Source organism: Pseudoflavonifractor intestinihominis (assembly GCF_040096055.1).
GTDB classification, from domain to species: domain Bacteria; phylum Bacillota; class Clostridia; order Oscillospirales; family Oscillospiraceae; genus Pseudoflavonifractor; species Pseudoflavonifractor intestinihominis.
The window spans coordinates 1-23,808 of record NZ_JBBMFK010000006.1 but is presented as its reverse complement, the minus strand read 5'-3'; the positions used below and the strand labels follow the sequence as shown (position 1 = coordinate 23,808).

The following is a 23,808-nucleotide window of genomic DNA, read 5'->3' as shown; positions in this document are numbered from 1 at the left end:
CGGCATGCTGGACGAACTGCGGCAGGCCGTGTGGGCGGCCAATGTGGAGCTGCCCCGCCGGGGGCTGGTGACCTACACCTGGGGCAACGTGTCCGGCATCAACCGGGACCGGGGTCTGGTGGTCATCAAGCCCTCCGGCGTGGAATACGAATCCCTGACGCCGGAGGACCTGGTGGTGGTGGATCTGGACGGCAACACGGTGGAGGGCAGCCTGAACCCCTCCAGCGACACGGCCACCCATCTGGCGCTCTACAGGGCCTTCCCCCACCTGGGCGGGGTGGTCCACACCCACAGCCCCAACGCCGTGGCCTGGGCCCAGGCGGAGGAGGACATCCCCTGCTACGGCACCACCCACGCCGACTACTTCTACGGCCCCATCCCCTGCGCCCGCCGCCTGACCAGGGCGGAGATCGACGGAGACTACGAGGGGAACACGGGCCGGGTCATTGTGGAGACCTTCCAGAGCCGGAGCATAGACCCGGACTACATCCCCGGCGTGATCTGCGCCGGACACGGCCCCTTTGTCTGGGGCCGCAGCCCGGCTCAGGCGGTATACCACAGCGTGGTGCTGGAGGAGGTGGCCCGTATGGCCATTCTCACCCGGCAGGTTTGCCCTGCCGCCCATGCCGCGCCCCAGGCCATGCTGGACAAGCATTTTCTTCGCAAGCACGGACCCAACGCCTATTACGGGCAGAAACAGCACGCGTAAACGCGATCACGGAGCGCCCCGGACGAAAATCGTCCGGGGCGCTCCGTGATTCGTCATGGTCTGTGCCGCTCCGTTCCGGGCCGTCATCCCCGCTCGGTGCGGACAATTGCAGCGCTCTACCGCCCCTTTGCCTCGGGGTACTCGTTGCACAGCAGGTAGAGCGGGGTCTCATCCTCCTCGATGGTGGGAAAGCGCCCCTGCTTCTCATAGAACCGGTTGTCCACATTGTCGTCGTTGGTCATGGACACCTCGCCGATGAGCACCGGGCCGTGGCCCTTCTCCGCCCAGAAGGCGTGGTACTGCCTCTGGGGCAGGGTGATGCTCATGCCGGGCGTCAGGCGGAGCACAGTGGCGGCGGGAACCGTCTTCTCCACGCCGTCCAGGTGGACGGTCACCGGCGTATCCGCCAGTTCCTCATCCTCCGTGGCGTTCCACACCTGGACCATCAGGTTGCCGCCGCCCCGGTTGATGATGTCCTCCATCTTGCTCCAGTGGAAGTGGTTAGGGGAGAGCTGATCCTCTTGAGAGATAAGCAGCTTCTCCGCGTAGGGCTTTTTGTACTTGCTGTTGTGCAGGTTTCCGTTGCGGATGGTGAAGAGGGCCAGTCCGATCTCGCGGAATCTCCCGTGGCCATAGTCGGTGATGTCCCAGCCCAGCATATTGTCCCGGATCTCGTCGCACTCATGCCCGGCCCGCGCCCAGTCCTCCGGGCTCCAATAGGCCCAGGGCGGCAGCCGGAAATTCATTTCTTTGCAAAAATCCACCGCATCCCGCAGGATGGCATTGATTTCAGAGCGTTTCATACAGCACGGTCTCCTTTTTGGTATCATGGAGGGCCGGCGGCAGGAGATCGTCCTGCCGCCGGCCCGGGGATCTGAAGCTCAGCCCACCAGGGCCTTGATATAGCGCTGGATGGTAAGGGCGAGCTGGCCGCGGTCCACGGCTCTGCCCGGGTTCTCAGCCGCTCCCATGCCCGTCTCTGCGCACCACAGGAGAGCTGCCTCCCGCTCGGTCAGCGTCCCATCCTCAGGCTCCACGACGCCCAGCGCTCCCGCGTACCGGTAGAGCATGACGGCTGTCTGCTCCCACGTCAGGGCAGCGTCAGGCGCAAACCGTCCGCCGCCCACGCCGTTGGTCACGCCGCTGTCCTGGCACCAGGCCACCGCGTCGGCGTACCACGCCCCGGCCTCCACATCCATGAAGTCCGCGGGCCGGTCCGCCTTCTCCATGCCGTCCAGCCGGTAGAGCACGGTCACCAAGGTGGCGCGGTCCACGGGAAGCTCAGGCGCAAAGGTCTGATCTCCCGTACCGGAGAAGATGCCCTGGGCGGCCATCTGCTCCGCAGCCGCCTTGATCTCGGCGTCTGTAATGTCGGTGAAGGACGCCGCTCTCTGCTCAAAGCGGATGACCGCGGATTCCTCCAGCCAGATGCGGGCCCGTCCATTCTGGATGTATGCGATGGGCAGAACGGTCTCGGTCCCGTCTTCCTCCACGCGGACCGCCACATTGCCGCTGCCGGAGGGGACCTCCACTACAGTGCCGTCCACACCGGCGGGGATGGTGATCCGGCTCTGCGCCTCCCCGGCCTCGGTGACCGTGGTCTGCGCCGTCACGCCGTCGGGCCGGGTCAGCGTCTCGGTGACATCGCCGGTGATCAGGTCTCTCTGCGTGACCAGCTTGCTGCCGTCCGGCAGGGTTTCCACGCTTCCGGAAGCGGTGGGCGGCATGTAATCGGCCGTCTCCTCGCTGGGCGCCTCCTCAGCGGGGGCGGTGGCGTGGACGATATTGGCGTGGAGCCGCTTGCCGCCCTCGTAGAACATGTGCCAGCGGCCCTCGTCGTCCTGAATGAAGCAGGGCGCTCCGGCGCGGCCGTAGTCGGGATAGGCGCTCTCATCATCCGGGTTGTCGGGGTCGGCAGAGTCCTTGGAGTCGTAGAACACGCCCCACTCGATGCACTCGTTCAGGCTCTCGCCCACCTCAAAGGCGTACATGTTGCCGGAGGAGGCGTGGCAGATGACAAAGTAACGGGTCTCGCCGTCCACCTCCCAGGGCATGAACCAGGGACCGGAGAAGTTCCCCTGGTACTCGTCGTTCATGGTGGGGTCCAGCAGCGGTTCCTGAACCACTGTCCAGTCGGTGCCGTTGTCGGAATAGGCCCAGCAGATGTCCCGGTTCTTGTCGCTGAAGCCGCCGGTGGGGCTGATCATCAGCAGCATGATATACTTGTTGCCCAGCTCCGGGATGGTGTGCTCAAACACACGGGCATAGCTGGCCTCGCCGCCGTCGCTGCGGAAATCAGTGGCTCTGAGGCACTCGCCGCCGTACTCCCAGTGGAGCAGGTCATCGGACAGGGCATAGCGGGTGACGGGGTTCTCCCCGTGGAAGTACATGATGTAGCACCCCTGTTCCTCCAGCCACATGACGTAGGGAGAGGACACGTGGGAGACATCGTAGTAGGGATCCCACTGGTTGGACACCACCGGGTTGCCATCGTACTCGATCCAGGGCCCGTCCAGAGAGTTGGATACGGCCACGCAGTTGCCTGCGGGATTGTCATGGGGCGCGTAGAACAGGTAGTAGCGGTAGTCGCCCAGCTCGTTGCTCACGGGGTGGTCCTTGGTGTCCACAATGGTGGGGAAATTGAACTCATTTGTGGGGTTGTAGATATAGTCTTCCAGCTCAATGGTATAGCCCTGGGCGGTGAACTCAGGGAACACCGGGGCGGTGCGGTCGGCCTCCACGTTGTAGACGCCGGAGTACCGGGTCCGTCCGTTGGCCACGGCCTTCACATAGTAGCCGTTGACTGCCAGGCCGCTGGGGATGGTGAGCTGGGCGGAAGCGGTGTCGCCGATGAAGGAGGCCGTGGCCGGAGCCACGCCGTCCACCGCCTGATGGCGCTTATCCACCAGGGTCAGGGTCACCTGCTCGCCGTCGGCAAAGCCGGTGCCGGTGACGCTCACATCCATCACGGCGCTCTCGGTCTCCTTCTGGCTGGTGCCGGAGAGGGTGACCTCTGTCACCCGGGCGGGAGACACGCCGTCGGGCAGCACCTCGCCGGTGCCCAGCCGGACATGCTTCACGTCCAGATTGCAGCGGCCGCCGTTGTCAGCGCCCAGGCGGATCAGGTCGCCGCCCTTGTAGGTGGTGAGGGGGACATTTTCAAAGGCCAGCTGGTCGTCCACGAAGAGATCGAACACATACACGCCCGCGTCCAGCCGCACTACAATACTGAAGGTATGCCACACGGTGGTGTCCAGCGCCATGGTGTACTCGCCTGTGCCGTTGGACATGGTGCTGACAAAGCCGTCCTCGCCGTAGCCCAGGAAAATGGAGGCGATCTTGCCGTCGGTGTCGTTGGCGTCCGTGCCCATGCGCACGGCGATCTCATTGGCCTGGTTGTCCACCATGCCGGCTACTCTGGCCTCTACCTGGAGGGTAAAGCCGTCTCTGGGCAGCGCCAGGGTTGCGGGGGAGATCACCCAGTGATAGAGCTTCTCCGTGCCGATGCCGCTCTCGTTGGGCTTGCTGATGTTGACGTACTCGTCCTGCTGCGTGATGCTGCCCGTCTTTGTGGAGGAGCGCCAGCCGTCCGCCGTCCAGTCGGACGCCATGGCGTGGTCCATCAGATCCCAACCGGCGGCAGGGGCCTGATCGCCTTCCACCAGGACCGGCGTGGTGGTATTCTCCAGGGGGAGCTGAAGGGGGGTGTTGTCCTTGACCACAGTGGCATTGGCCTGGAGATCGCTCACCGTGGAACTGGTGTCGTACTCATCCACAAAGGGGTTGAGGCCGTAGAGGTAGCGCACCTGGCCGCTGCCGCCCTCGGGGATGGCCTCCGCCAGGGTCAGGCGGATGGTGTCGGCATCCTGCCGCACGGCGGACAGCACCTCCACCTCCTCCGTTCCATTGAGGACGGTAAAGCCGGGGATATTGCCTGTGGCGGGGGTGATGTCACTGCCGCCGCGGTGGGTGATCTTCACGTCGATGACGCTCCGGTCTCCGTCCACATACTCCGCGCCGGAGATGTAGGGCCCGCGGTAGTAGTCGCTCTCGCCGTAGTAGTAGAGGATGCTGTTTGCCACGCGGCGGCCGATCTCGTCCTGGCCGTCCTTCTTGTAGTGGGCGGTGTCCTTGCGGGCAAACTCCATCTCCGTGGCCGCCAGGAAGAAGTTCTCCCCGTCGTCCAGGTCGTGCTGGGCGTTGCGGATAGCGGTATAGGCCGCGTCGTTGGAGATGTTGGGGTTATGGGTGCCGATCTGGCAGAGGAACATGGGGATGGTCTGGTCGCCCAGGTCGTCGCGGAATCTCTGGAGCAGGGTCTTCATGTCCTGCTCGTAGACCTCCTCGGCGATCATCAGACGGCCGTCGGTCTCGCCCTGGTTCCACACCATCAGCTCCACGCCGCCCGCGGCCTTGGCCCGGGTGACTGCCTTTCCGTAAAGGGTGGAGGTGTCGTCCGCGCTGGTGTAGTACATCCAGTAGCGGGTGGCCGCATGGCCCACATTGGGCGCGTGGAGACCGGATCCCGAGTCGGCCGCAGGGACAAAGCCCACGGGGATACCCAGCGCCTCCACCAGGTAGTTGCCCAGGGCGGGGGTCATGGAACCGCCCGCGCCGTCATAGGGGTCCACCAGGTGGGTCCACTGGCCGGAACGGGTGTAGTTGGCCACCAGGTCGCTGGCCTGGGTGCGCGGGGTCTCAGTGGCCTGGCCCACCATATTGGACTGGCCGATGCACAGGATATTGATGCCCACGCCCCACTTGTGGGTGCCCGCGGCCTCTTCCACCACCGCGCCGCCGGCGTCCAGCGCCCGGACCTCCAGGCGGTACCAGCCGCCCTGGGGTACGGTCATGCTGCCGGACCAGGTCCCGGCGGAGAAGTCGGAGGCCATCTCGGTCCAGTCCACCACAGCGGCGGCGTCCTGGCCGGCGTCATAGTCCATGACCCGGGCCTCCACCTTTGCCGCGCCCTCTGCGGCCACAGTGCCGCTGACGGTGATCACGGCATTCTCATTTTCCACGTCTCTCTGGATCACCTGGTGGTCGCCGAAGTCCTCCACAGTCAGGCCGGCGGAGGGCTGGGGCGCGCCGTCCACAGCCCGGACGATCACATCGTCAAAGCTGGCGGACGTGTTATAGGTGGCAAGGCCGATCCTGCCGGAGGAGTGGGTGCCGTCCACAGCCTCCAGCTCCTTTACGCCGTTGACATACAGCGCGATATTGTCGCCGGAGAAGGTCATCTTCAGCGTATAGGTCTGCCCCAGCTCCATGGTGTATTCCTTCTGGGCCAGGATCACGCTGCCGCCGTCGATGCGCCGGTCGATCATCAGCTTGCCGCCGTTGTAGGCGCCGACATAGCGGTTCTGTGTGCCGTCCGCCCGGCCGCTCACCATGACGGCAATGTTCTTGCTGGTCTCGGTGGAAGTCACCTTGACCTCCAGCTCGTAGTTGCTCCACGCGTCATCCCCGGCAAACGCCATGGCACCGCCCGCACCGCTCTGCACGTAGGCCCCGTCTGTCACGGTCCAGGTGCCGCTGTCCACCGTCCAGCCGTCGGCGTCGCCGTCATTGAAGTCGTCCTGGAAGAGGATGTCGCTCTCCTCCCCCGCCAGCTTCCGGCAGACAAGCACGGAGGCGTCGTCCTGGTTATTCGCCTTGTTGGAGCGGGCCGTGTAGTAGAGGTACAGGCTGTCTCCCTCCTGCAGGAAGCAGGCGTCGGCAGCTCTGGCCCGGTCCGGCTCGCCGTCCACAGAGTTGTAGAAAATCCCCTGCCGGGAGGCGGCGGAGAAGTCGGCGCTCAGCTTGGAGTAGCCGATGTTGCCGTTGGAGTTGTGGTAGACCACATAGGGCTCGCCGTCCCGTACCAGCAGCCGGGGCGAGGCGATGTTCCCCTTGTCGCCGGAGTCGGGGAACTGGAGCACCTTGCCGGAGTCCGTCCAGTTCAGCCCGTCGTCAGACACGGCATAGAAGATCTGCTTTCCGTTGGTGTAGGTCCCGTCCTCGGAGCGGTAGCCGTTTCCGGTGTAGAGCATCACATACTTGTTGCCCTGCCCCTCGATGGTGTACTCGTAGACGCTCTGCTGATAGGCCTGGTTGCCCGCAGGGGCGGAAGCGGCCTCAAAGACGGTCTGAATATTGGTAAAGTGGACGCCGTCGGAAGATTCCGCCACGCCGATGGCCGTGGAACCCATGCTGTAATACATCAGCATCCGCTGGTTTTCGCTGTCCCACACAGGCCAGGGGGCGTTGACGCTGCTCGCCACGCCCAGGGACTGGGCGGTCATCACCGGAGTGCCGTTTTCATATACGGTCCAGGGGCCCTCAGGGGCGGGCGCGGTGGCCAGCGCGATGCTTCTGGTCCCGCCGCTCTCATCGTTGTAGCTGAAATAGAGGTAGTAGCTGTCGATGGGGTCCTCCAGAACGCCCTCCGCCTTAAAAATGGCGGGCAGCTCCAGATTGAGGGCGGTCTTGTCGGGGGTCATCTGGTTGGTGACAATGACCTCCTGAGGCAGCTCCTCCTTCTCCTTGACGGTGATCCCGATCTTATCGCTGACCGCCTTGGAGCCGTCCTCTGCGGTCACCTCCACCCAGGCGGTGGCCTCGCCCGCGCTTACGGCAGTGATCACGCCGTCCTCGTAGGTGATGCAGTCCGGATCGGCTCCGCCCACATGATAGGTGCAGGTGAGACCCTCGGTCACCTGGGCGTTGCTCTTGTTGAAGACCCGCAGCTCAGGCTCAACGGCCGTGCCCACGGTGAGGGTTTCGCTGTCCAGCGTCAGGCCTGCCCGGGCCAGCTGGTCTTCCTCACCGGGCCGCACCTCCACCGCGTGGACGATGTTGGTGTTCAGGCGCTTGCCCGCCTCGTAGAACATGTGCCAGCGGCCCTCGTCGTCCTGGATAAAATAGGGCGCGCCCGCCCGGCCGTAGTCGGGGTAGGCGTCGGGGTTGGCGTCATCCACGTTGCGCACGCCCTGGGAGTTGTAGACCTCGCCCCACTCGATGCACTTGTCTAGGCTCTCCCCCACCTCAAAGGCGTAGATCTCGCCGGAAGAGGCGTGGCAGATGACGAAATACCGTCCGTCCCACTCCATAAACCAAGGTCCGGAGAAGTTGTCCTTGTACTCGGGACCAAGCTCGTCCGGGTTGAGCAGAGGCTCCTTCACAGGAGTCCATCTGATGCCGTCGCTGGAGTAGGCGTAGTAGATGTTGCGGTGCATGTTGTTGCCGTTGCCGGTGATCATCAGCAGCATGATGTACTTGTTGCCCAGCTCGGGGATGGTGTGCTCAAACACACGGGCATAGCTGGCCTCGCTGAAGCCGCTGCCGGTCTTGGAGAAGTCATTGGCGTGTACAATTTCTCCCCCATAGGTCCAGTTGAGCAGATCCGTGGAGGTGGCGTAACGGGTGGTGGGGTTCTCGCCGTGGAAGTACATGACGTAGCAGCCCTGCTCCTCAATCCACATGACCTGGGGAGAGGAGACGTGGGAGACGCTGTAATAGGGGTCCCACTTGTTGCCCACCACAGGATTGTTCTCATACTCAATCCAGGGACCGTCCAGAGAGTTGGACACGGCCACGCAGTTGCCCGCAGGCGCGTCGTGAGGCGCATAGAAGAGGTAGTACCGGTAGGCGTTGTCGCCGAAGCTGTTGCTCACCGGGTGCTCCTTGGTGTCCACGATAGTGGGGAAGTTGAACTCCTCCGTGGGGTTATACTGGTAGTCTGTCATCTCAATGGTATAGCCCACAGCCGCAAAGGTGGGGAAGTCCGGGGCTTCCAGCGCGCTTGTCACCTGGTAGACCCCGGAGCGGGCCTTGCTGCCTGCCGCCTCGGCCTCCACGTAGTAGTCCCCCATGGGAACCGTGCCGGGGATGGTCAGCGTCACTTCCGCCGCGTTGTCCACAACGGCTCCTTCGGCGGGATCCACGCCCTCCACCGCTCCGCCGTCGGTGTCCACCAGCGTTACGGTGACAGGTGTGTCGTTCTCCAGGTTCTCGCCCGCGATGGCCACGGTCACCTGCTGCTCCTGGCCCTCTGTCTGGCTGTATTCCGAGAGCGTGACCGAGGTGAGCCGGGGGTTCTCTGCCGCGGAGCCGTCATAGGGCCCCAGCTGGGCGGACAGGTCGCCGGTACCCGCCCGGACGGACTGCACGTCCATATTGCAGCGCCCCTTGTTGTCCGCGCCCAGCCGGATCAGGTCCGCGCCGGTGAGGCCCCAGTTGGAATCCTGCTCCAGGACCAGCTGGCCGTCTACGTAGACCTTGTAGTGATTGGTGGCGGGGTCGATCACCATGCCGTAGTTGTGCCATTGGGTGGTGTCCACCGGCTCCACCTGGGTGAAGTCGCCCCGGTTGGTAACGCCGCCGTCCTCTGTCCCGTACTTCAGGAAGATGGGGAAATATTTTCCCGTCCCATTCACCCGGACGGAGAACTCGTTGGTCCGGTCGCCCTCCACCGGCCCGGACAGGCGGATGGAGGCCTCAACGGTAAAGACGGTATCCGGCAGGTCAATGCTCTCTTTGTTCACCACCCAGGTGTAGCTGCCGGCATCCGTGTTGCTCTTGTCGTCGCCCTTCAGAATGTTGATATACCCGGCCTCCTGGCTCACGCTGCCGCTGTCGCCTGAGCCCAGGCTGGTCTTGAAGCTGTCCGTATAATACTCTGTGTCCGCATCCAGCAGATCCCAGGGGCTCCCCGCCCCGGACTCATCCTCCGCCGTGGCGTAGGTGGGGATGAAGCTGAGGATCATCGCCAGCGCCAGGAGCAACGAACATGTCCTCTTTTTCATTTAGCGCCTCCTTCTACCGCATAGCGCGCATCTTCTCCCAGCAGCAGCCGCTCCATCCGGCTGCAAAGCTCCTCAAAGTCTCCGCGCGCCATTTTTCCTGTGTCGATCAGATAGAGATAGTCGTACAGATTGGGCAGGCAGGGCAGGGACAGCAGCTCCTTGGCAAAGGCATGGGCCGCAATCTCCCCGCACCGGTTGATGTGGGAATGGCGTTTCAGCCCCAGGAGGGAGAAACTGACGACCCCTTCCAGCTCCTCCACAATGGACTTGTGCTGCTGATACTCCCAGATGTGAAAGAACTCATGGGCCAGGTGGACCTCCGTCGCCTCCTCGCCGGTCAGACGCCGTCCCTCCCAGCCGCTGTGCCGGGCCAGTTCCTCAATGGAGTCGGGGTACAGCTCCACGCTGCACCCCTCCGGACTCATGGTGGCCTGTCCCCGGAGCACAACGCCATACCCCTTCTTCCCTGTCCCGCCCCGGTAGATCCGGATACCGCCGCTCTGGTAGAGACTCCTGATATCCGTCCCGCGGAACTGTGCGGCCGCCGTTCTCCCCGCCTCCAGAGCGCCGTCCACATAGTACCCCATCCGCTCCGGCGGTATCTTCTGAAACAGCAGGTCATTGGAAAGCTCACACATCGCCAGGATCCGATCGTCCATCCGCCCGCCTCCCCGATTTATTTATAGGCCACTGCCAGGATCTCTTCCGAGTCCTCCATCATCTCAGTCTCAACGTCCAGAATGGAGTAGAGCTGTTCCGCTGTCTGCATGCCGGTCAGATCCAGCATTTTTTCCTTATAAAATACGAACACCTTGGGGATGGTGGCATTGGCGTCCGAGTAGGTGGTGTTGTCGTCCAGGAAGTGGTTGAATATCTCCCTCCGTCTCCCCTTGGGAAAGGCCACGTAGGACGCCTGCTCCTTGCGCAGGCGTACCACGCCCTCCCGGTCCACCACAGCCACGCCCCGGCGCTTGAGCTTGATCAGGCCGCCCAGCATTCTCTTGTTCAGCTGGCCCTCAAACAGGTTCCACCGCCCGGTACCGCAGACATACCGGGTCTGCTCCGCCCGGGCCCCCAGGGAATCCGCCGCGATCTTCCCCATCTCCTCCCGGCTCAGCTCCGCCGCCCCCAGGCTCTTCTGCCGCAGCTCCGTGGCGCCGGTGGCGATGGCCCGGAGGATATTCTTCTGGGCGTCGATCTCGATGGACACGTCCACCGTGTCCTCCTTGGCGCCGGAACGGACGATTTTTTCGATCACATCGGCCCGGATGCGCTTGATGTCCTCATCGGTGGGGTTGGCGATGGTGCGCTCCAGCTGCTCCCGCACCATGGCCAGGGCCACGCCGATGGTGGAGATATAGGGCGCGTTCTTGGCCATTTGGCACTTGACCTTCATCTTCTCCGCCAGGGCGTTGACAATGACCGCGCCGCTGCCGCCGCCGCCCACCAGGCTGATAAAGCTGCGGTCCAGGTCATACTCGGCGATCAGGTCCTCCACCACGGCGGACAGCTTCTCCATGGCCAGGTCCATGACCTGCCGGGCCGCCTCCCTGCCCGTGGTGCCCAGATACTGCCCCAGCGCCTCCCAGGCGGGCGCGTTGGACGCGTCCACGCCCCGAGCGTAGTCCTGGTCCGGCACGTAGCCCAACAGGTTGGCCGCTCCGGCCAGGGTGAGGGAGTACTCCCTGCCGTCCTGGGCCAGCACGGTGACATACTCGCAGGGGTCGTCGCTGCGGGGGCTGACCAGCTGCACCTTGGCGGAGGTGATGGCGCCGGCGGGCGCAAAGCACTCGTACTCCTTGCCCGCGATGTGGGCGCTTCTGGGGCCCACGTCGGCGATCCTGCCGTCCCGCACCCGGATCATGCTGCCGCCGGCCACGCCCAGCGTGCGCACGTCCAGGCTCTGGAGATAGGTCTTGTGGCCGCCCACCTGGGCATACTTGATCATGACCTTGCCGTTTTTGATGACGCTGATATCCACGCTGGTACCGCCCGCCTCAAAGAAGATGCCGTCGGACACCTTTTCGTACATCAGCGCGCCGGCCACACCGGCCGCCAGGCCGGAGAGCATGGTCAGGATGGGGCGCTTGCGCACCTCGTCGATGCTCATAACGCCGCCGTCGCAGCGCATGATCATCAGGTCCGACTTGATCTTGGTGTCCCGGACCGCCTGCTCGGTCATGTTGGCGGTCTCCATCATCTTGGGGATCAGGCTGGCGTTGACCACGGCGGTGCGGGTGCGCATCTTCAGGCCGTAGAGCTGACTGATCTCATGGCCGCCGGTGCAGTAGAGCCCCATCTCCTCCGCAGTCCGGATGACCCGCTGCTCGTTGGCCGGGTCGTCCACGCTGAAGGCCTCGCTGGCCACGATCACCTGAGCGCCCTGGTCCTTCAGCGTCTTGATGGCCGCCCGGATGCTCTCGTCGCTCAGCTCCTTGCTGTCCAGAAAGGTGTGGTAGCTTTTCAGGTATTTGTGGGGGGCCAGCTCGATATCCCCCACATTGGTCTCTCCCCGGGCGCCCCTGGCGTCGATGCCGGTGGCCATGCCCACAATACCCACGCTGGCCACGTCGCCCTCCAGCAGGGCGTTGGTGGCCTGGGTGGTGCCGTGGGCGATGAACACCACGTCCTCGGGGGAGATGTGGTTTTCCTCCATCAGCGCGGAGATGATCTTCACCACGCCGTGGGCCACGCCCTCCTTGTGGGTGGTGGGGATCTTCCGCTTTGCGATTACCTCATAGGTATTGGCGTCAATGACGACGGCATCGGTGAAGGTGCCGCCCACATCAATGCCAATCCGTACTTTCTTACTCATTGCTTACCTCCAAATTTCGCGGGGAATACCGTTTCGTCTGTCCGGTCGCACCTTTCGGGGGCCGGACAGACGAAACAGGAAAATTCAGATCGCCACGAAGAAGCTGGCCACGATCAGGCCCACAAAGGTGGAGACCATGATCCAGAGGATGGTCTTCTTCAGGTACTCGTTGACGTCGATCTTGGTGAAATCGGACACCCAGACATTGTGGGAGTTGGTGGGGTCGCAGACCGACTGGATGTTGGAGTCCAGGCGCAGGGCCACCATGGCGGCCACCGGGTTCATGCCGGAGGCGGCCAGCAGGGCTACAACGCCGCTGCCCAGGCCCCAGACGTTGAGCGGGCCGCGGTAGATGGCCAGCACACTCAGCAGGCCGAAGATCAGGACGAACATCACCTCGTTGGTGGGGATGAGGGCGGAAATGACAGGCTGGAGCACCGTGGCCACCTGGGGCGCCATAACGGCGTTCAGCGTCATGCCGATGCCGATCATCAGCGCGGCGGCGCCGGCGGTGTCCTGGATACCCTCCACAACGGAGCCGGTGACCACCTGCACAGGGTTCTTCGGGGTGGCCAGAATCAGGGCCGCCACAATGCCGATCACGATGGAGGGAACCAGGGGCATGCTGAAGGCAAACACCAGCACCACAGGAATAATGGGGCTGATGAGGGCGATGGCGCGGACGTTCTTCTCCGCCACAGGCTCGGAAGCGGGCATGGCCCACGCCTTGCGGGTCTTGGTGCCGCGCTTGATGTAGAACACGATCCACACCACGGCGATCACCATCAGGGGGATGCCGCACATCCAGGAATAAGCGGTGACGGTCTCCAGAGGCAGGCCCAGGGTGTCGATGTACACGCCCAGCGTGCCCACGCTGAAGGTGACGCCGATGCCGTTGGAGAAGAGGAGCACAGCGCCGGCCACCATGGGGCTCACGCCGGCGGAGATCATGATGGGGATGATGATGGTGCCCACCAGGATGACCATGCCCAGGCCGTTGGAGGCGGCAAAGATCAGGGAGCACACCACCAGGAAGGCCAGCGCGATGGGCAGGGGCTTGTCGCCGGCCAGCTCAGCGGCCTTGCGGATGATGGTACGGGTGACGCCCACCTTGGTGAGCACCTTGCCGAAAATGCCGCCGAAAAACAGGCCCGCAATGGCAGTGCTCATACGCATGGAACCGGATTCCAGAACATCTTTTGCCACGGTGAACGCCTCTGCGTCGGAGGAGATAAAGGGGATCCCCGCCACCAGGGCGATGCCGACCGCCATGATGGGGAGTGCCAGGATTGTGGGAAGCTTGCGCATCATCATCAGGACGACGCACACTGCAAAAATCGCAAAGATTCCGATTGCCTGTACAATTTCCATGATTTTTCCTCCTAATAGCTCTTTTTTAACACCTTATCCTCTGTGCAGAAAATCTTCTTCGCACCGGGGTCAGAGCTCCAGATAGGCGCCCTGATCCACCAGCGTGCGCTGAAGGGCCTGAACGTTCACCTCCCTGGTATTTCCTTCCGCAGCTGCCGCCATTGCGGCGGCCACCCCCGCGGCCTGTCCCATCGCGCCCGCACTGGGGGTCAGTCGAATGGCCGCCTGCGCCTCAAAGGTAGCGGACACGCACCGGCCCGTTACCAGAAGGTTGCTGATTGAATCACACACCATGATAGAGTAAGGAATGGAGTAATAGGTCCCCGGCTCGCTCATAAAAACAGCCTTTGTTCCTTCACCGTCGGGGCTGTGAATATCAATTGGGTACCCAGAATGCGCAATCGTATCCGGGAATTTCCGCCGCTCCAGAATATCTTCAGCTGTAAGTGTATACCGGCCCACAAGCTGCCGTGAGCCTCTGACGCCCACCGTCGGGCCGGTGAATTCCAGCATGGCGTGCTCAAAGCCGGGCACCCGCGCCCGCAGGAACCTGTCCAGCTCCGCGCACTGGCGCCGGCCAATCTGCTCGGCCTCGCTCAGGCTGGCCGCGTCCGTGGCATCATGATTTACAATACGGGTGGTATTCATAATATACTCGCCGGGACGCCCCGTGGCGAACATGAGCACGTTCTCCCGCCGGATGGACAGCTCCCCGGCCGCCTTGGCGCCGGAGAACTCGTCGTCAAATCCCTCCAGGTCCACCGGGACAGGCTGGCGGAAAATCTCCATGTGGGGCGAGAGCTTGGGGAACCGCTCCGGGTTTGCAATCACATACCCCTTGAGCTTTTCCGTGTCCACGCCGCAGTATTTCACCGTCATGGTCATGGGCTGCGCGGCCCCGTCCTCCGGGCGGCCCTTGGTCATGGGCGCACCCGCCCAGGCCGCCACATCGCCGTCGCCGGTGGCGTCTATGTACACCTTTGCGGACAGGCCGTTCAGCCCATCCTTATTGCACACAGTCAGGCCGGTGATTCTCCCCTGCTCGGTCTGCACCGCTCCCACAAAGGTGTGGAAGAGCACGGTGCAGCCGGCCTCCGCCAGCTTCTCGTCCAAAAGGAGCTTAAGGCCTTCCGCGTCAAAGGGGGTGATGGTGCTGGTGTACTGCTTGGTGTCCGGAACATGCCCGGGGGACTGCCCCCGCCGGACCAGCTCTTCCACCAGCTCTTCCATGATCCCCAGAATCACCTGCTTTTCCCCGGCATGGAAGGTCATCATGGGGCCCACGCCGCACCCTGTCAGCGTTCCGCCCAGATAGCCGTTCTGCTCCAGCACCAGGACGTCTGCGCCGTTTCTCGCCGCGGCCAGCGCTGCGGCACACCCCGAAACGCCGCCGCCCACGACCACAACATCGAACTTTTTTGTGTAAAGCGTCCGTTCCACCCTTTTCCTCCCCTTTTCATTTCTTCCGTGCATTATTTTCAAAATTTTCGTATATTTAGATTTGTCTTTTTCGTTTTATTTGCTTTTTGCACATTACTTTTTATTTTTCTCTCTTTATTTTGGCTATATTATATATTCATTTTCTAAAACTGTCAATATGATTGAAAATTATTTTTATATAATTTGATGTTTTCTGATTTGTTCAAGTTGACAGATTTTTTGTCTTATCCGCACATTATTTGATTTTTGCCATTTTTTATGATATATTTAGTAAATGAAACTGTTTCCCCGATTTTGTATCAAAATCTGAATTTTTGCTCTCGCATACACACTCTTGGCGTTTTATCAAAAAGGAGGATGCTTGTGGTCTCCGCCGTTATTGCAAAAATCATATCCATGCAGCAGAGCTTAACTGTCAGCGAGAATGAGATCGCACAGTATGTCATCCACAATGCCGACAGCGTCGTGACCAGCACGATTACAGCCATCGCAAAAAACACCAACACCTCAGAAGCCAGCATCAACCGTTTCTGCAAGAAGATCGGCTTCAAAGGCTTCAACAGCTTCAAAGTCGCGTTGGCACAGGACAACTTCTATAACTCCATGCAGGAGTCCGGCGCTGAGCGCCAGACCGGCCTTGTCGCCACGGTCAGCAACGACTACCGCCATATGCTGGTCAACACCACCGCCATGCTGGACGAGGAGCAGGTCCTCCGGGCTGCCGCTGAAATGCGCACCGCACCTCACATCTTTATCTTCTCCCTCTCCTACACCGGCTTTGTGGCCCGTGAGCTGGAGTTTAAGCTCAGTATGGTGGGCCTCTATGCAAAGGCCATCTCCGAGCCGGGAAATATCAGGGTCTACTCCAGCTGTGTCAACAAGGGAGACCTGGTCATCGTCATCGCGCCCACGCTTATGATGCGGGAGCTCTACCACGCCATCACCACCTGCCGCGAGCGCGGCGCCACCATTCTCTCCATCACCAGCTATGACTCCCCCAAGCTCAGTACCCTTGTGGACTACAAATTTATCATCAGCGACCGCATCACCACGCAGAATTCAGTCTCTGTCTCCAATAATCTGATGTTCCTCTATGTCACCGATGTGCTCTACTGCGCCCTGCTGGAGAGCGACAAAAACCTGAAGCAGAGGCGGCTCAACAGCGACTCCATCCTCAACAGCCAGCAGACGATGGACAGCTACTTCTTCGAATTCTGACCTCCGGCTCCTTACAAAAGTACCTGACACGAGGTAAGCCCCATGGGTTCCTGTTGGGAACCCATGGGGCTTAGTGCGCATATGGGAGGCGTAGGGACATGTGTAAATCCGCATGTCCCTATTTTGTGTTGGCCCCAAATAGAAAGAAAGCCGCATCCCCAAGGGGATGCGGCTTTCTTCGCAGGGCGCTGCGGTTGAGGGCGTTTCCGTCAGCAGTCCTCTTTCTCTTCCGGCGGATGGACGATACTCTCAAATTCATCGATCATAGAGCGCAGTGTGACGCCCTCCATGGCCTGCCGGACGGCGTCCTCGATCTGATGGTAAGGAGACTGCAATACCTTGCGGATATTCTGGGCCACAGGGCACGCCCTCTCCTGGCAGGGATGGATTCCGATCAGAGAGGCTAGCCCATGGGGCTCCAAAGCGGTATAGATCTGATACAGTGTGATCTGGTCCGGGTCTGCGCACAGCTCCGCGCCGCCTGTCCCCCGGGGAACGGTAATCAGCCCCGCTTTTTTCAGGGCGCTCATGATATTGCGGATCACCACGGGATTACATCCCGTGCTCTCGGCAAGGAGGCCGCTGGTCACCTTGGCAATGCCCCTGGCTTCATAAATGAAGATGAGACAATGTACCGCCACTGAACATTTCATACTGATCTGCATATGAGGTCCTTTCCGTATCGGCCGGCTTCAATTGATATGATGTAACTATTGACATTACAACGAGCGGATGATACACTGCAAGAGATGTAACTCAATTCTTTACATCTGTCATTTTACCGGCCTTCCCGGAAAATTGCAAGTGAGTGATTCATAAAAACAGATCCAGTCAGAAAGAGGTCCTGTATGAAAGCGGTACAAATTAACGGCTACTCCAAAAACATCCAAACGACCCTGCGGGACATCCCGCAGCCTGAACCCACGGATTGTGAAGTGCTGATCCAAGTGAAAGCGGCGGCGGTCAATCCGCTGGAACTCCTGATCCTCAACGGGCGTGTAAAGCTGATCCAGAACTACCCCATGCCCCTTACCCTGGGAAACGAATGCGCCGGCATCGTGAAGCAGACCGGGCGGAATGTGACGGATTTTCAGGTTGGGGATCGGGTCTACACCCGGCTTCCGCTGAACAAGATCGGCGCCTTTGCGGAATATGTGGCTGTGGATCAGAGCGCGGTGGCAAAAATGCCGGAGGGCTATGAGTTTGCCGCAGCTGCCGCCATTCCGCTGACAGGCCTGACCGCCTATCAGGGAATCGTGGAGGAGCTGGACGCAAAACCGGGAGAGACGGTGCTGATCCCCGGGGGCTCGGGCAGCTTCGGACAGATGGCAGTCCCCATTGCGAAAGCACTGGGCCTCCGCGTCATCGTCACCGGCAACGGCCGCGCCCGGGAGCAGATCCTGGCGCTGGGCGCAGACCAGTACATAGACTACAAAAAGGAAAACTACTGGGAGGTTTTGTCCGGGATTGATCATGTCATCGACACCCTGGGCCCTGCCGAATTTGAGCATGAGCTGTCTGTGCTGAAAAGAGGCGGGCGGCTGCTGAGCCTGCGGACCGGCCCCAACCGGACGTTTGCGGTGCGGAATCAGGTTTCGCCCCTCAAAAAGGTCCTGTTCTCGCTGGCTGGCCGCAAATATGACCGTGCCGCCCGAAAGCAGGGAAAGGAATACCGTTTTCTGTTTGTCCGCTCCGACGGCGCACAGCTGCAGAAGGTGACGGAGATCGTGGAGAAACGCCACGTGGTGCCCGCTGTGGACCCCCATCATTTCACCCTTTCTCAGGCCGGCGAGGCCCTGGGGCTGGTGGAGCGGGGCCCGCTCGCCGGCAAAGTGATCCTTACAATTTGACCTGAATATGCAGCCGTTTCAACGGCGCAGCAGAGCATAAGGAGGAACGTTCCATGAAGATGTATGAGCTTTGTTTCAGCCCCACGGGCGGGACCCAAAAGGTGGCGGATATCCTGACCGGCGCACTGACGGACGAGGCCGTCCGGGTGGATCTGGCAGACCACAAAACCAATTTTGGCGCCGTGGCGCTGACCCAGGAGGATGTGGCTGTTATCGCCGTGCCGTCCTACGGAGGCCGTGTCCCGGCCACCGCCGTGGAGCGCCTTGCCGCTGTCCAGGGCAACGGGGCCCGCGCTGTTTTGGTCTGCGTCTATGGAAACCGGGCCTATGAGGACACACTGGCAGAGCTGCAGGATACCGCCAAGCAGGCGGGGTTTCGGGTGATCGGGGCTGTGGCTGCGGTGGCGGAGCACTCCATTGCCCGACAGTTTGCCGCCGGCAGACCGGATGAGCAGGATGTCCGGCAGCTCACCCAATTCGCCAAGCAGCTCCGTGAGAAGCTCTCTTCCGGCGATGCTGCGGAGCCCCCGATCCCCGGCAACCGCCCCTACAAAAAAGCGGGTGGGGCCGGTATGGTCCCCAGGCCCACCAAAGCGTGCACCCGGTGCGGCGTGTGCGCTCAGGCCTGCCCTGTTCAGGCGGTCCATCCGGACGACCCGAAAAAAGTGGACGAAAAGGCCTGCATCTCCTGTATGCGCTGCGTATCGGTCTGCCCCCACTCCGCCCGCAAGGTGAATTCCGCCATGCTGGCGGCTGTGGGCCTGGTGCTGAAGAAGGCCTGCTCCACGCGGAAGGACTGCGAACTGTTTCTGTGATGGAACCGCCTCTCCCGGCAAGAACGCATAGGGCAGGAGCGCCCTGCCGTCTTATAACATGGCGCTGAAATCGGCCATGGCCTCCGAGATCTTCAGCTGCTGGGGGCACACCGCCTCACAGCTGCGGCAGCCGATACAGGCGCTGGGCTGCTTGTCCGCCGGAATGGCGGAGAGGGCCATGGGGGCGATGAAGCCGCCGCCGGTGAACCGGTGCTCATTGTACAGCGCCAGCAGGTGCGGAATGTCCAGTCCCTGGGGGCAGTGGCTGGTGCAGTACCGGCAGGCAGTGCAGGCCAACGCCTTGGGGTTGGTCATCTCTCCGCCCAGGGCCAGCAGGCCGTCCCACTCCCGCTCCGTCAGGGGATCTTCCGTCTCAAAGGTGGCAAGATTGTCCTTCAGCTGGTCCAGATTGGACATGCCGGAGAGAATGACCACCACATTGGGGATGTGCTGCAGGAACCGGAAGGCCCAGGCGGGAATGGGCCGCTGAGTCGCCATGGCCTGGAGCACTGCGGACTCCTTTTCACTCAGGCGGGCCAGCCGGCCGCCCCGGAGGGGCTCCATCACCCACACAGGAATGTGGTACTGCTCCAGCAGCTCCACTTTTTCCTTTCCGCCCTGGAAGGTCCAGTCAATGTAGTTGAGCTGGAGCTGGCAGAACTCCATGTGCTCCCCGTAGGCCTCCAGGAACCGCTTCAGCACCGGCATGGCCCCGTGACAGGAGAAGCCCAGATGGCGGATACGGCCGTTTTTCTTCTGCTCCAGCAGATAGTCCAGAATGCCGTACTTAGGGTCCAGGTAGGCGTCGATGTTCATCTCGCACACATTGTGGAACAGGTAAAAGTCGAAGTAGTCCACCTGGCACTTCTTCAGCTGTTCCTCGAAGATCTCCTTCACCTTCCCCATATTGCTCAGGTCATAGCCGGGAAACTTGTCCGCCAGATAGAACTTGTCCCGGGGATAGGCGGCCAGCGCCTTGCCGATGGCCAGCTCGGAGTTACCGGCGTGGTAGCCCCAGGCGGTGTCATAGTAGTTGACGCCTCGCTCCATGGCCAGGGCCACCATCTCCTCCACGGCGGCCTGGTCCACCACGGCGTCGTCTCCGCCCACCACGGGCAGGCGCATGCAGCCCATACCCAGGTTGGAAAGTCTCATACCTTGAAAGTCCTTGTAAATCATGGGAACAGCTCCTTTTCATTTTATTTTTGGTCTCATGGGTGGGGCATTCGGACTGCGGGTATCCGGCGTGGCGGCTCCCTAAAACCACCTCCAAGTGAATTCATATCCTGCTCCGCGGCGGCAGAGGCCGCCTCAAGTCCCCTCATCCGCGCCGGGCAGGAGCTCCAGGCCCTCCACCCAGGCGGCCACGTCAGATTCCGATGCGCCGCCGCTGAAGCGCTGGCCATCCAGCCAACGGGCGTTGGGAGCCAGCGCCTGGAGATCCTCCAGACTGCCCCCGATGCCGCTGGAGCCGGAGGTGCAGAAGGGCACAATGGTCACGCCGTCAAAGTCGTAGCGCTCCAGGAACGTGTAGATGATCTTGGGCGCCTGCCCCCACCAGATTGGGTAGCCCAGGAACACCACGTCGTAATCCTCCATATTTTCCGCATCTTCGGAAATGGCGGGCCGGGCATCGGGATCATTCTGCTCCTGGTTGGCGCGGCAATCATCATTGCTGTAGTTCAGATCGTCACTGGTGTAAGGGTCTTCGGGGACGATCTGGTAGAGGCCGGCCGCCAGAACGGTCTGAAGATGCCGGGCAATGCCCTCCGTACTGCCCGTGGCGGAGAAGTAGGCCACAAGCACTTTGGGTTCCCCATCCGCAGAGGGCTCGCTCTCGTCCGGCGTGGCGGCAGCGGGGGGGCGCGGACTGGGTGGAGGAGAGAATTTCTCCCCCGGACTGCTCCTCCTGTATGGACTGGGACGGGTCACCCTGGGTTGCCGCTCTCCCACAGGCCGTCAGGCCACAGGCGAGGGCCAAAGCAGCCAGCAGTGCAAGAATTCGTCTCATTTCACGGTACCTCCTGTCCACCCCTGTGTTTTTCGGATCTCATGCCGCAGGTAATCCAGCCGCTGGAGCTGACGCTCCTTGAAGTGGATCTCATTCAAAGCGGCGCTGCGCTTCTCTTCCAGCATATGGAGCCGCTGGGCGCCAGAGGACTCGCCCTCCAGCAGAAGCCGCATATAGACTTCCACCTCTTCTGTGGTGAATCCGATGTCGTGGAGGGTCATGATGGTGCTCAGCCGTTCCAGGTCGGTACCGTCGTACTGCCAGTCACCCATCACCTTTTTGACCGCTCCGCACAGCCCCCAGCCCTCATACTCCCGCAGGATATGCATGGGGATCTGATAGCGCTCGCTTGCCTCCTGTATGGTCATATCGCAACCTCCAAATCAAAAAAATGCGGGTGTTCTCCTCTGGACACCCACATTCTAAAGCGGTTTTTGATATATGTCTAATACTTATTTCGGATTATCAGGTATAGGCAGGAGGCATTCTTGATCCGTTTCCGCAACGCCGGTACAGCCGGTCAATGAGGGGAAGTTTGGGGCATCCGGGCGGAAGGCTGACGCTGGCGGCATCGGCGGGAAAAGACCCGCAATATGCAATCATATGCTTCCACATAGAAGAAAGATTACGAAGAATCTTTATGCATAGAAATTTTTGAAGAAACAGGGCGCCGGAAAAAACTCCCGGCGCCCTGTTAGGTCAAATTTGTTCCTGCAGCTCCAGCAAAGGCCCCGCTGGATCAAAGTAGGCGAAGCCGCACAGCAGACAGTTCACGACGGAAAAAACAGCCGCATGGCAAAGGCGGCGGCGGCAAAGCCCACCAGATCGGCGCACAGGGCGGCGGGGACTGCGTATCGGGTCCTGGTAATGCCGGCTGCGCCGAAGTAGACGGCAATGGTGTAGAAGGTGGTCTCGGTGGAGCCCAGCATGACGGCTGCGGTGCGGCCGATGGTTGAGTCCGGGCCGTAGGTGGAGATGAGCTCCGCCCCAACGCCCAGCGCCGCGCTGCCCGAGACAGGGCGCACCAGCAGCAGGGTCACAGTCTCCGGCGGGATGCCCAGCAGCTCCAGTACCGGCCCCAGGGCCTGGGCGGCCAGCTCCAGCGCGCCGGACGCCCGGAGCATATACACCGCCGTGAGCAGGCCGATCATGGGCGGCACGATACGGATCAGCACACCCAGGCCCTCCCCGGCGCCGGTGACCAGGGCGTCGTATACATCCACCCGCCTGGCCATGCCCCACAGGGCGGTGAGGGCGATGATGCCCGGCATCAGCAGATTGACCATCAGCTCCACCCGTTCGTCCTCCGTCCCGGGGCATGGCGCCCCTCCCGCAGCCGCCACAGCCTGGCCATCGCCCGGCTGGCCAGAATCCCCGCCGTCACCGACAGGGCGGAGGCCAGCCACACGGCGGGCAGGATATCAAAGGGGGCGGCGCAGCCCGCCGCAGCCCGCACCCCCGCCACGGTGGTGGGGATCAGCTGGATGGAGGCCGTATTGCACACCACCAGCATACACAGTGAATCCGACGCCACACCCGGGGTCTTTTTGCTCATGCGGCGGGCCGCCTGGATTCCCAGCGGGGTAGCGGCATTGCCCAGACCCAGCAGGTTGGCAGACACGTTGGCCGAGATGGCGTCCATCACCTCCCGGTCGCCGGCAAAGTCGGGGTAGAGCCGCCTCAGAATGGGCCGGAGCAGGGCGGACAGCTTCTCCGAAAGTCCCGACCGCTTCATGATCTCCATCACGCCCATCCACAGGCACAGCAGCCCTGCCATGGCCAGGCACAGCTCCACCGCTGCGGCAGCGCCCTCCACAGCCCCTGCCGCCACCTCCGCCTCCCGACCGGTGGCCAGGCCGCAGAGGATGGAGAGCACCACCATGGCCGTCCAGATCGCCGACATTGCCATTGTGTTCCACCTTCCTTTCCCCCTCCATGCTATTCGGCCTTTTACAGAAACATGTCCAAGATTTTTAAAACAAACATAAAATTTTTTCCTTTTCTTAACATGGGAAAAACATGAACTTGATGTGAACAATAATAAATTTTCCATCTTTTCATTGACTTTGGAATACTCTGTGTTATAATGATGTCAGTTTCTAGGTAATAGTGGAAAAACGCGGAAACTACTTTGAGTCGACGAAAGGAGAAAAAGGAATGAAATCGACTGGAATTGTAAGAAAGGTGGACGAGCTGGGCCGAATTGTGCTCCCGATCGAGCTCCGCCGCACCTTGGATATTGCCGAGAAAGATTCCCTTGAAATCTACGTGGACGGATCTTCTATCGTCTTAAAGAAATATCAGCCTGCCTGCATCTTCTGTGATGACGCCAAGGACGTGATCAATTTCAAGGGCAAGAACGTGTGCCCCAACTGCATTAAGGAACTTCTCGGCAAGTAATGCCGCTGATATAGATCGAACGCTCCCTTTCTTCTCTGAGAGGGGGCGTTTTGTCTGCCCTTTTTCGCCCGCCAGGCGCGGCCTCTTCTCCCCAGTAATATAAATTATGTAATACAATACATGGCAAATGGTTTTTGTTACATTTTTCTCCCCATTTGACCTTTTCGAGGCGGAAATATATATGTCGCATTTTACGTATTTCCTTCGATATTCAAAGAGAAATTTGATGATTCGGTGAAGTTATAAAATTCCAACTATATACTTTATGTATAATACTTTTTTACAATTACTTACAAAATAGGATATCCTTCTTTTCCATTCGTCATTTTTCCCCGTTCCAGCTTCTCCCATTGGGCCATAGACCAAAAAGCGGCGCGGCGTCCGAGGACGCCG

17 protein-coding genes are annotated in these 23,808 nt (G+C 61.2%); 5 read left to right on the top strand and 12 right to left on the bottom strand.

What is annotated here, in order from left to right; genetic code table 11:
* The first annotated feature begins 4 nt into the window (after positions 1 to 4).
* Positions 5 to 709: an L-ribulose-5-phosphate 4-epimerase gene (locus WMO64_RS05135; RefSeq protein WP_349231230.1), complete on the top strand. Its 705-nt coding sequence runs from the start codon at positions 5 to 7 to the stop codon at positions 707 to 709.
* Between the two features lie 116 nt (positions 710 to 825).
* Here WMO64_RS05135 and WMO64_RS05130 read toward each other — a convergent pair whose 3' ends face one another.
* The 6 genes from WMO64_RS05130 to WMO64_RS05105 all read right to left on the bottom strand — a co-directional run bounded on the left by WMO64_RS05130 (position 826) and on the right by WMO64_RS05105 (position 15,121).
* Positions 826 to 1,512, bottom strand: a complete 687-nt coding sequence (locus WMO64_RS05130) for a D-lyxose/D-mannose family sugar isomerase (protein ID WP_349231229.1) — start codon at positions 1,510 to 1,512, stop codon at positions 826 to 828.
* Between the two features lie 78 nt (positions 1,513 to 1,590).
* Entirely contained in the window at positions 1,591 to 9,495 is a 7,905-nt protein-coding gene (locus WMO64_RS05125) for a sialate O-acetylesterase (RefSeq protein ID WP_349231228.1), read from the bottom strand.
* Entirely contained in the window at positions 9,492 to 10,154 is a 663-nt protein-coding gene (locus WMO64_RS05120; protein WP_349231227.1) for a hypothetical protein, read from the bottom strand. The genes WMO64_RS05125 and WMO64_RS05120 overlap by 4 nt, the downstream gene beginning before the upstream one ends.
* 17 nt (positions 10,155 to 10,171) lie before the next feature.
* Complete coding sequence (locus WMO64_RS05115; RefSeq protein ID WP_349231226.1) at positions 10,172 to 12,310, bottom strand: hydantoinase/oxoprolinase family protein; 2,139 nt, start codon at positions 12,308 to 12,310, stop codon at positions 10,172 to 10,174.
* Positions 12,311 to 12,394: 84 nt separating this feature from the next.
* Positions 12,395 to 13,681 carry a citrate transporter gene (locus WMO64_RS05110; RefSeq protein WP_349231225.1) on the bottom strand — a complete coding sequence of 429 codons (1,287 nt, stop codon included), beginning with the start codon at positions 13,679 to 13,681 and terminating at the stop codon, positions 12,395 to 12,397.
* A 69-nt stretch (positions 13,682 to 13,750) separates the two neighbouring features.
* A complete protein-coding gene (locus WMO64_RS05105) occupies positions 13,751 to 15,121 on the bottom strand; it encodes an FAD-dependent oxidoreductase (RefSeq protein WP_349231224.1) in 1,371 nt (456 codons plus the stop codon).
* A 363-nt stretch (positions 15,122 to 15,484) separates the two neighbouring features.
* On the opposite strand from WMO64_RS05105, the gene WMO64_RS05100 reads away from it, so the two are divergent.
* Positions 15,485 to 16,339: a MurR/RpiR family transcriptional regulator gene (locus tag WMO64_RS05100; protein WP_349231223.1), complete on the top strand. Its 855-nt coding sequence runs from the start codon at positions 15,485 to 15,487 to the stop codon at positions 16,337 to 16,339.
* Between the two features lie 209 nt (positions 16,340 to 16,548).
* Here WMO64_RS05100 and WMO64_RS05095 read toward each other — a convergent pair whose 3' ends face one another.
* Positions 16,549 to 16,992: an Rrf2 family transcriptional regulator gene (locus WMO64_RS05095; RefSeq protein WP_349231222.1), complete on the bottom strand. Its 444-nt coding sequence runs from the start codon at positions 16,990 to 16,992 to the stop codon at positions 16,549 to 16,551.
* Positions 16,993 to 17,187: 195 nt separating this feature from the next.
* On the opposite strand from WMO64_RS05095, the gene WMO64_RS05090 reads away from it, so the two are divergent.
* Both WMO64_RS05090 and WMO64_RS05085 read left to right on the top strand, forming a co-directional pair.
* The gene (locus tag WMO64_RS05090) at positions 17,188 to 18,189 is read left to right on the top strand and encodes an NADP-dependent oxidoreductase (RefSeq protein WP_349231221.1); all 1,002 of its coding nucleotides are present in this window, start codon (positions 17,188 to 17,190) and stop codon (positions 18,187 to 18,189) included.
* Between the two features lie 53 nt (positions 18,190 to 18,242).
* Complete coding sequence (locus tag WMO64_RS05085) at positions 18,243 to 19,004, top strand: 4Fe-4S binding protein (RefSeq protein ID WP_294517510.1); 762 nt, start codon at positions 18,243 to 18,245, stop codon at positions 19,002 to 19,004.
* 51 nt (positions 19,005 to 19,055) lie between these two features.
* Here the strand turns inward: WMO64_RS05085 and WMO64_RS05080 are convergent, their stop codons facing one another.
* The 5 genes from WMO64_RS05080 to WMO64_RS05060 all read right to left on the bottom strand — a co-directional run bounded on the left by WMO64_RS05080 (position 19,056) and on the right by WMO64_RS05060 (position 22,924).
* A complete protein-coding gene (locus WMO64_RS05080) occupies positions 19,056 to 20,183 on the bottom strand; it encodes an aldo/keto reductase (protein WP_349231220.1) in 1,128 nt (375 codons plus the stop codon).
* Between the two features lie 132 nt (positions 20,184 to 20,315).
* Positions 20,316 to 20,810 (bottom strand): flavodoxin, encoded by a 495-nt coding sequence (locus tag WMO64_RS05075; protein ID WP_349231219.1) that lies wholly within the window; start codon positions 20,808 to 20,810, stop codon positions 20,316 to 20,318.
* 201 nt (positions 20,811 to 21,011) lie between these two features.
* Positions 21,012 to 21,383: a MerR family transcriptional regulator gene (locus WMO64_RS05070; RefSeq protein WP_349231218.1), complete on the bottom strand. Its 372-nt coding sequence runs from the start codon at positions 21,381 to 21,383 to the stop codon at positions 21,012 to 21,014.
* A gap of 402 nt (positions 21,384 to 21,785) precedes the next feature.
* Positions 21,786 to 22,301, bottom strand: coding sequence for a spore maturation protein (locus WMO64_RS05065; protein ID WP_349231298.1), 516 nt, complete (start codon positions 22,299 to 22,301; stop codon positions 21,786 to 21,788).
* Positions 22,301 to 22,924, bottom strand: a complete 624-nt coding sequence (locus WMO64_RS05060; RefSeq protein ID WP_349231217.1) for a spore maturation protein A — start codon at positions 22,922 to 22,924, stop codon at positions 22,301 to 22,303. Before WMO64_RS05060 ends, WMO64_RS05065 begins: the two co-directional genes overlap by 1 nt.
* A 248-nt stretch (positions 22,925 to 23,172) precedes the next feature.
* Between WMO64_RS05060 and WMO64_RS05055 the strand changes: the two genes are divergently transcribed.
* On the top strand, positions 23,173 to 23,415 hold the full coding sequence (locus tag WMO64_RS05055; protein ID WP_006571591.1) for an AbrB/MazE/SpoVT family DNA-binding domain-containing protein: 243 nt from the start codon (positions 23,173 to 23,175) through the stop codon (positions 23,413 to 23,415).
* Positions 23,416 to 23,808 lie beyond the last annotated feature (393 nt).

Coding starts and splice junctions, on each gene's coding strand:
- WMO64_RS05125 (WP_349231228.1), bottom strand. CDS start 9,495: ATGAAAAAGAGGACATGTTCGTTGCTCCTGGCGCTGGCGATGATCCTC.
- WMO64_RS05095 (WP_349231222.1), bottom strand. CDS start 16,992: ATGAAATGTTCAGTGGCGGTACATTGTCTCATCTTCATTTATGAAGCC.
- WMO64_RS05085 (WP_294517510.1), top strand. CDS start 18,243: ATGAAGATGTATGAGCTTTGTTTCAGCCCCACGGGCGGGACCCAAAAG.
- WMO64_RS05115 (WP_349231226.1), bottom strand. CDS start 12,310: ATGAGTAAGAAAGTACGGATTGGCATTGATGTGGGCGGCACCTTCACC.
- WMO64_RS05135 (WP_349231230.1), top strand. CDS start 5: ATGCTGGACGAACTGCGGCAGGCCGTGTGGGCGGCCAATGTGGAGCTG.
- WMO64_RS05120 (WP_349231227.1), bottom strand. CDS start 10,154: ATGGACGATCGGATCCTGGCGATGTGTGAGCTTTCCAATGACCTGCTG.
- WMO64_RS05130 (WP_349231229.1), bottom strand. CDS start 1,512: ATGAAACGCTCTGAAATCAATGCCATCCTGCGGGATGCGGTGGATTTT.
- WMO64_RS05110 (WP_349231225.1), bottom strand. CDS start 13,681: ATGGAAATTGTACAGGCAATCGGAATCTTTGCGATTTTTGCAGTGTGC.
- WMO64_RS05090 (WP_349231221.1), top strand. CDS start 17,188: ATGAAAGCGGTACAAATTAACGGCTACTCCAAAAACATCCAAACGACC.
- WMO64_RS05060 (WP_349231217.1), bottom strand. CDS start 22,924: ATGGCAATGTCGGCGATCTGGACGGCCATGGTGGTGCTCTCCATCCTC.
- WMO64_RS05065 (WP_349231298.1), bottom strand. CDS start 22,301: ATGGTCAATCTGCTGATGCCGGGCATCATCGCCCTCACCGCCCTGTGG.
- WMO64_RS05055 (WP_006571591.1), top strand. CDS start 23,173: ATGAAATCGACTGGAATTGTAAGAAAGGTGGACGAGCTGGGCCGAATT.
- WMO64_RS05070 (WP_349231218.1), bottom strand. CDS start 21,383: ATGACCATACAGGAGGCAAGCGAGCGCTATCAGATCCCCATGCATATC.
- WMO64_RS05080 (WP_349231220.1), bottom strand. CDS start 20,183: ATGATTTACAAGGACTTTCAAGGTATGAGACTTTCCAACCTGGGTATG.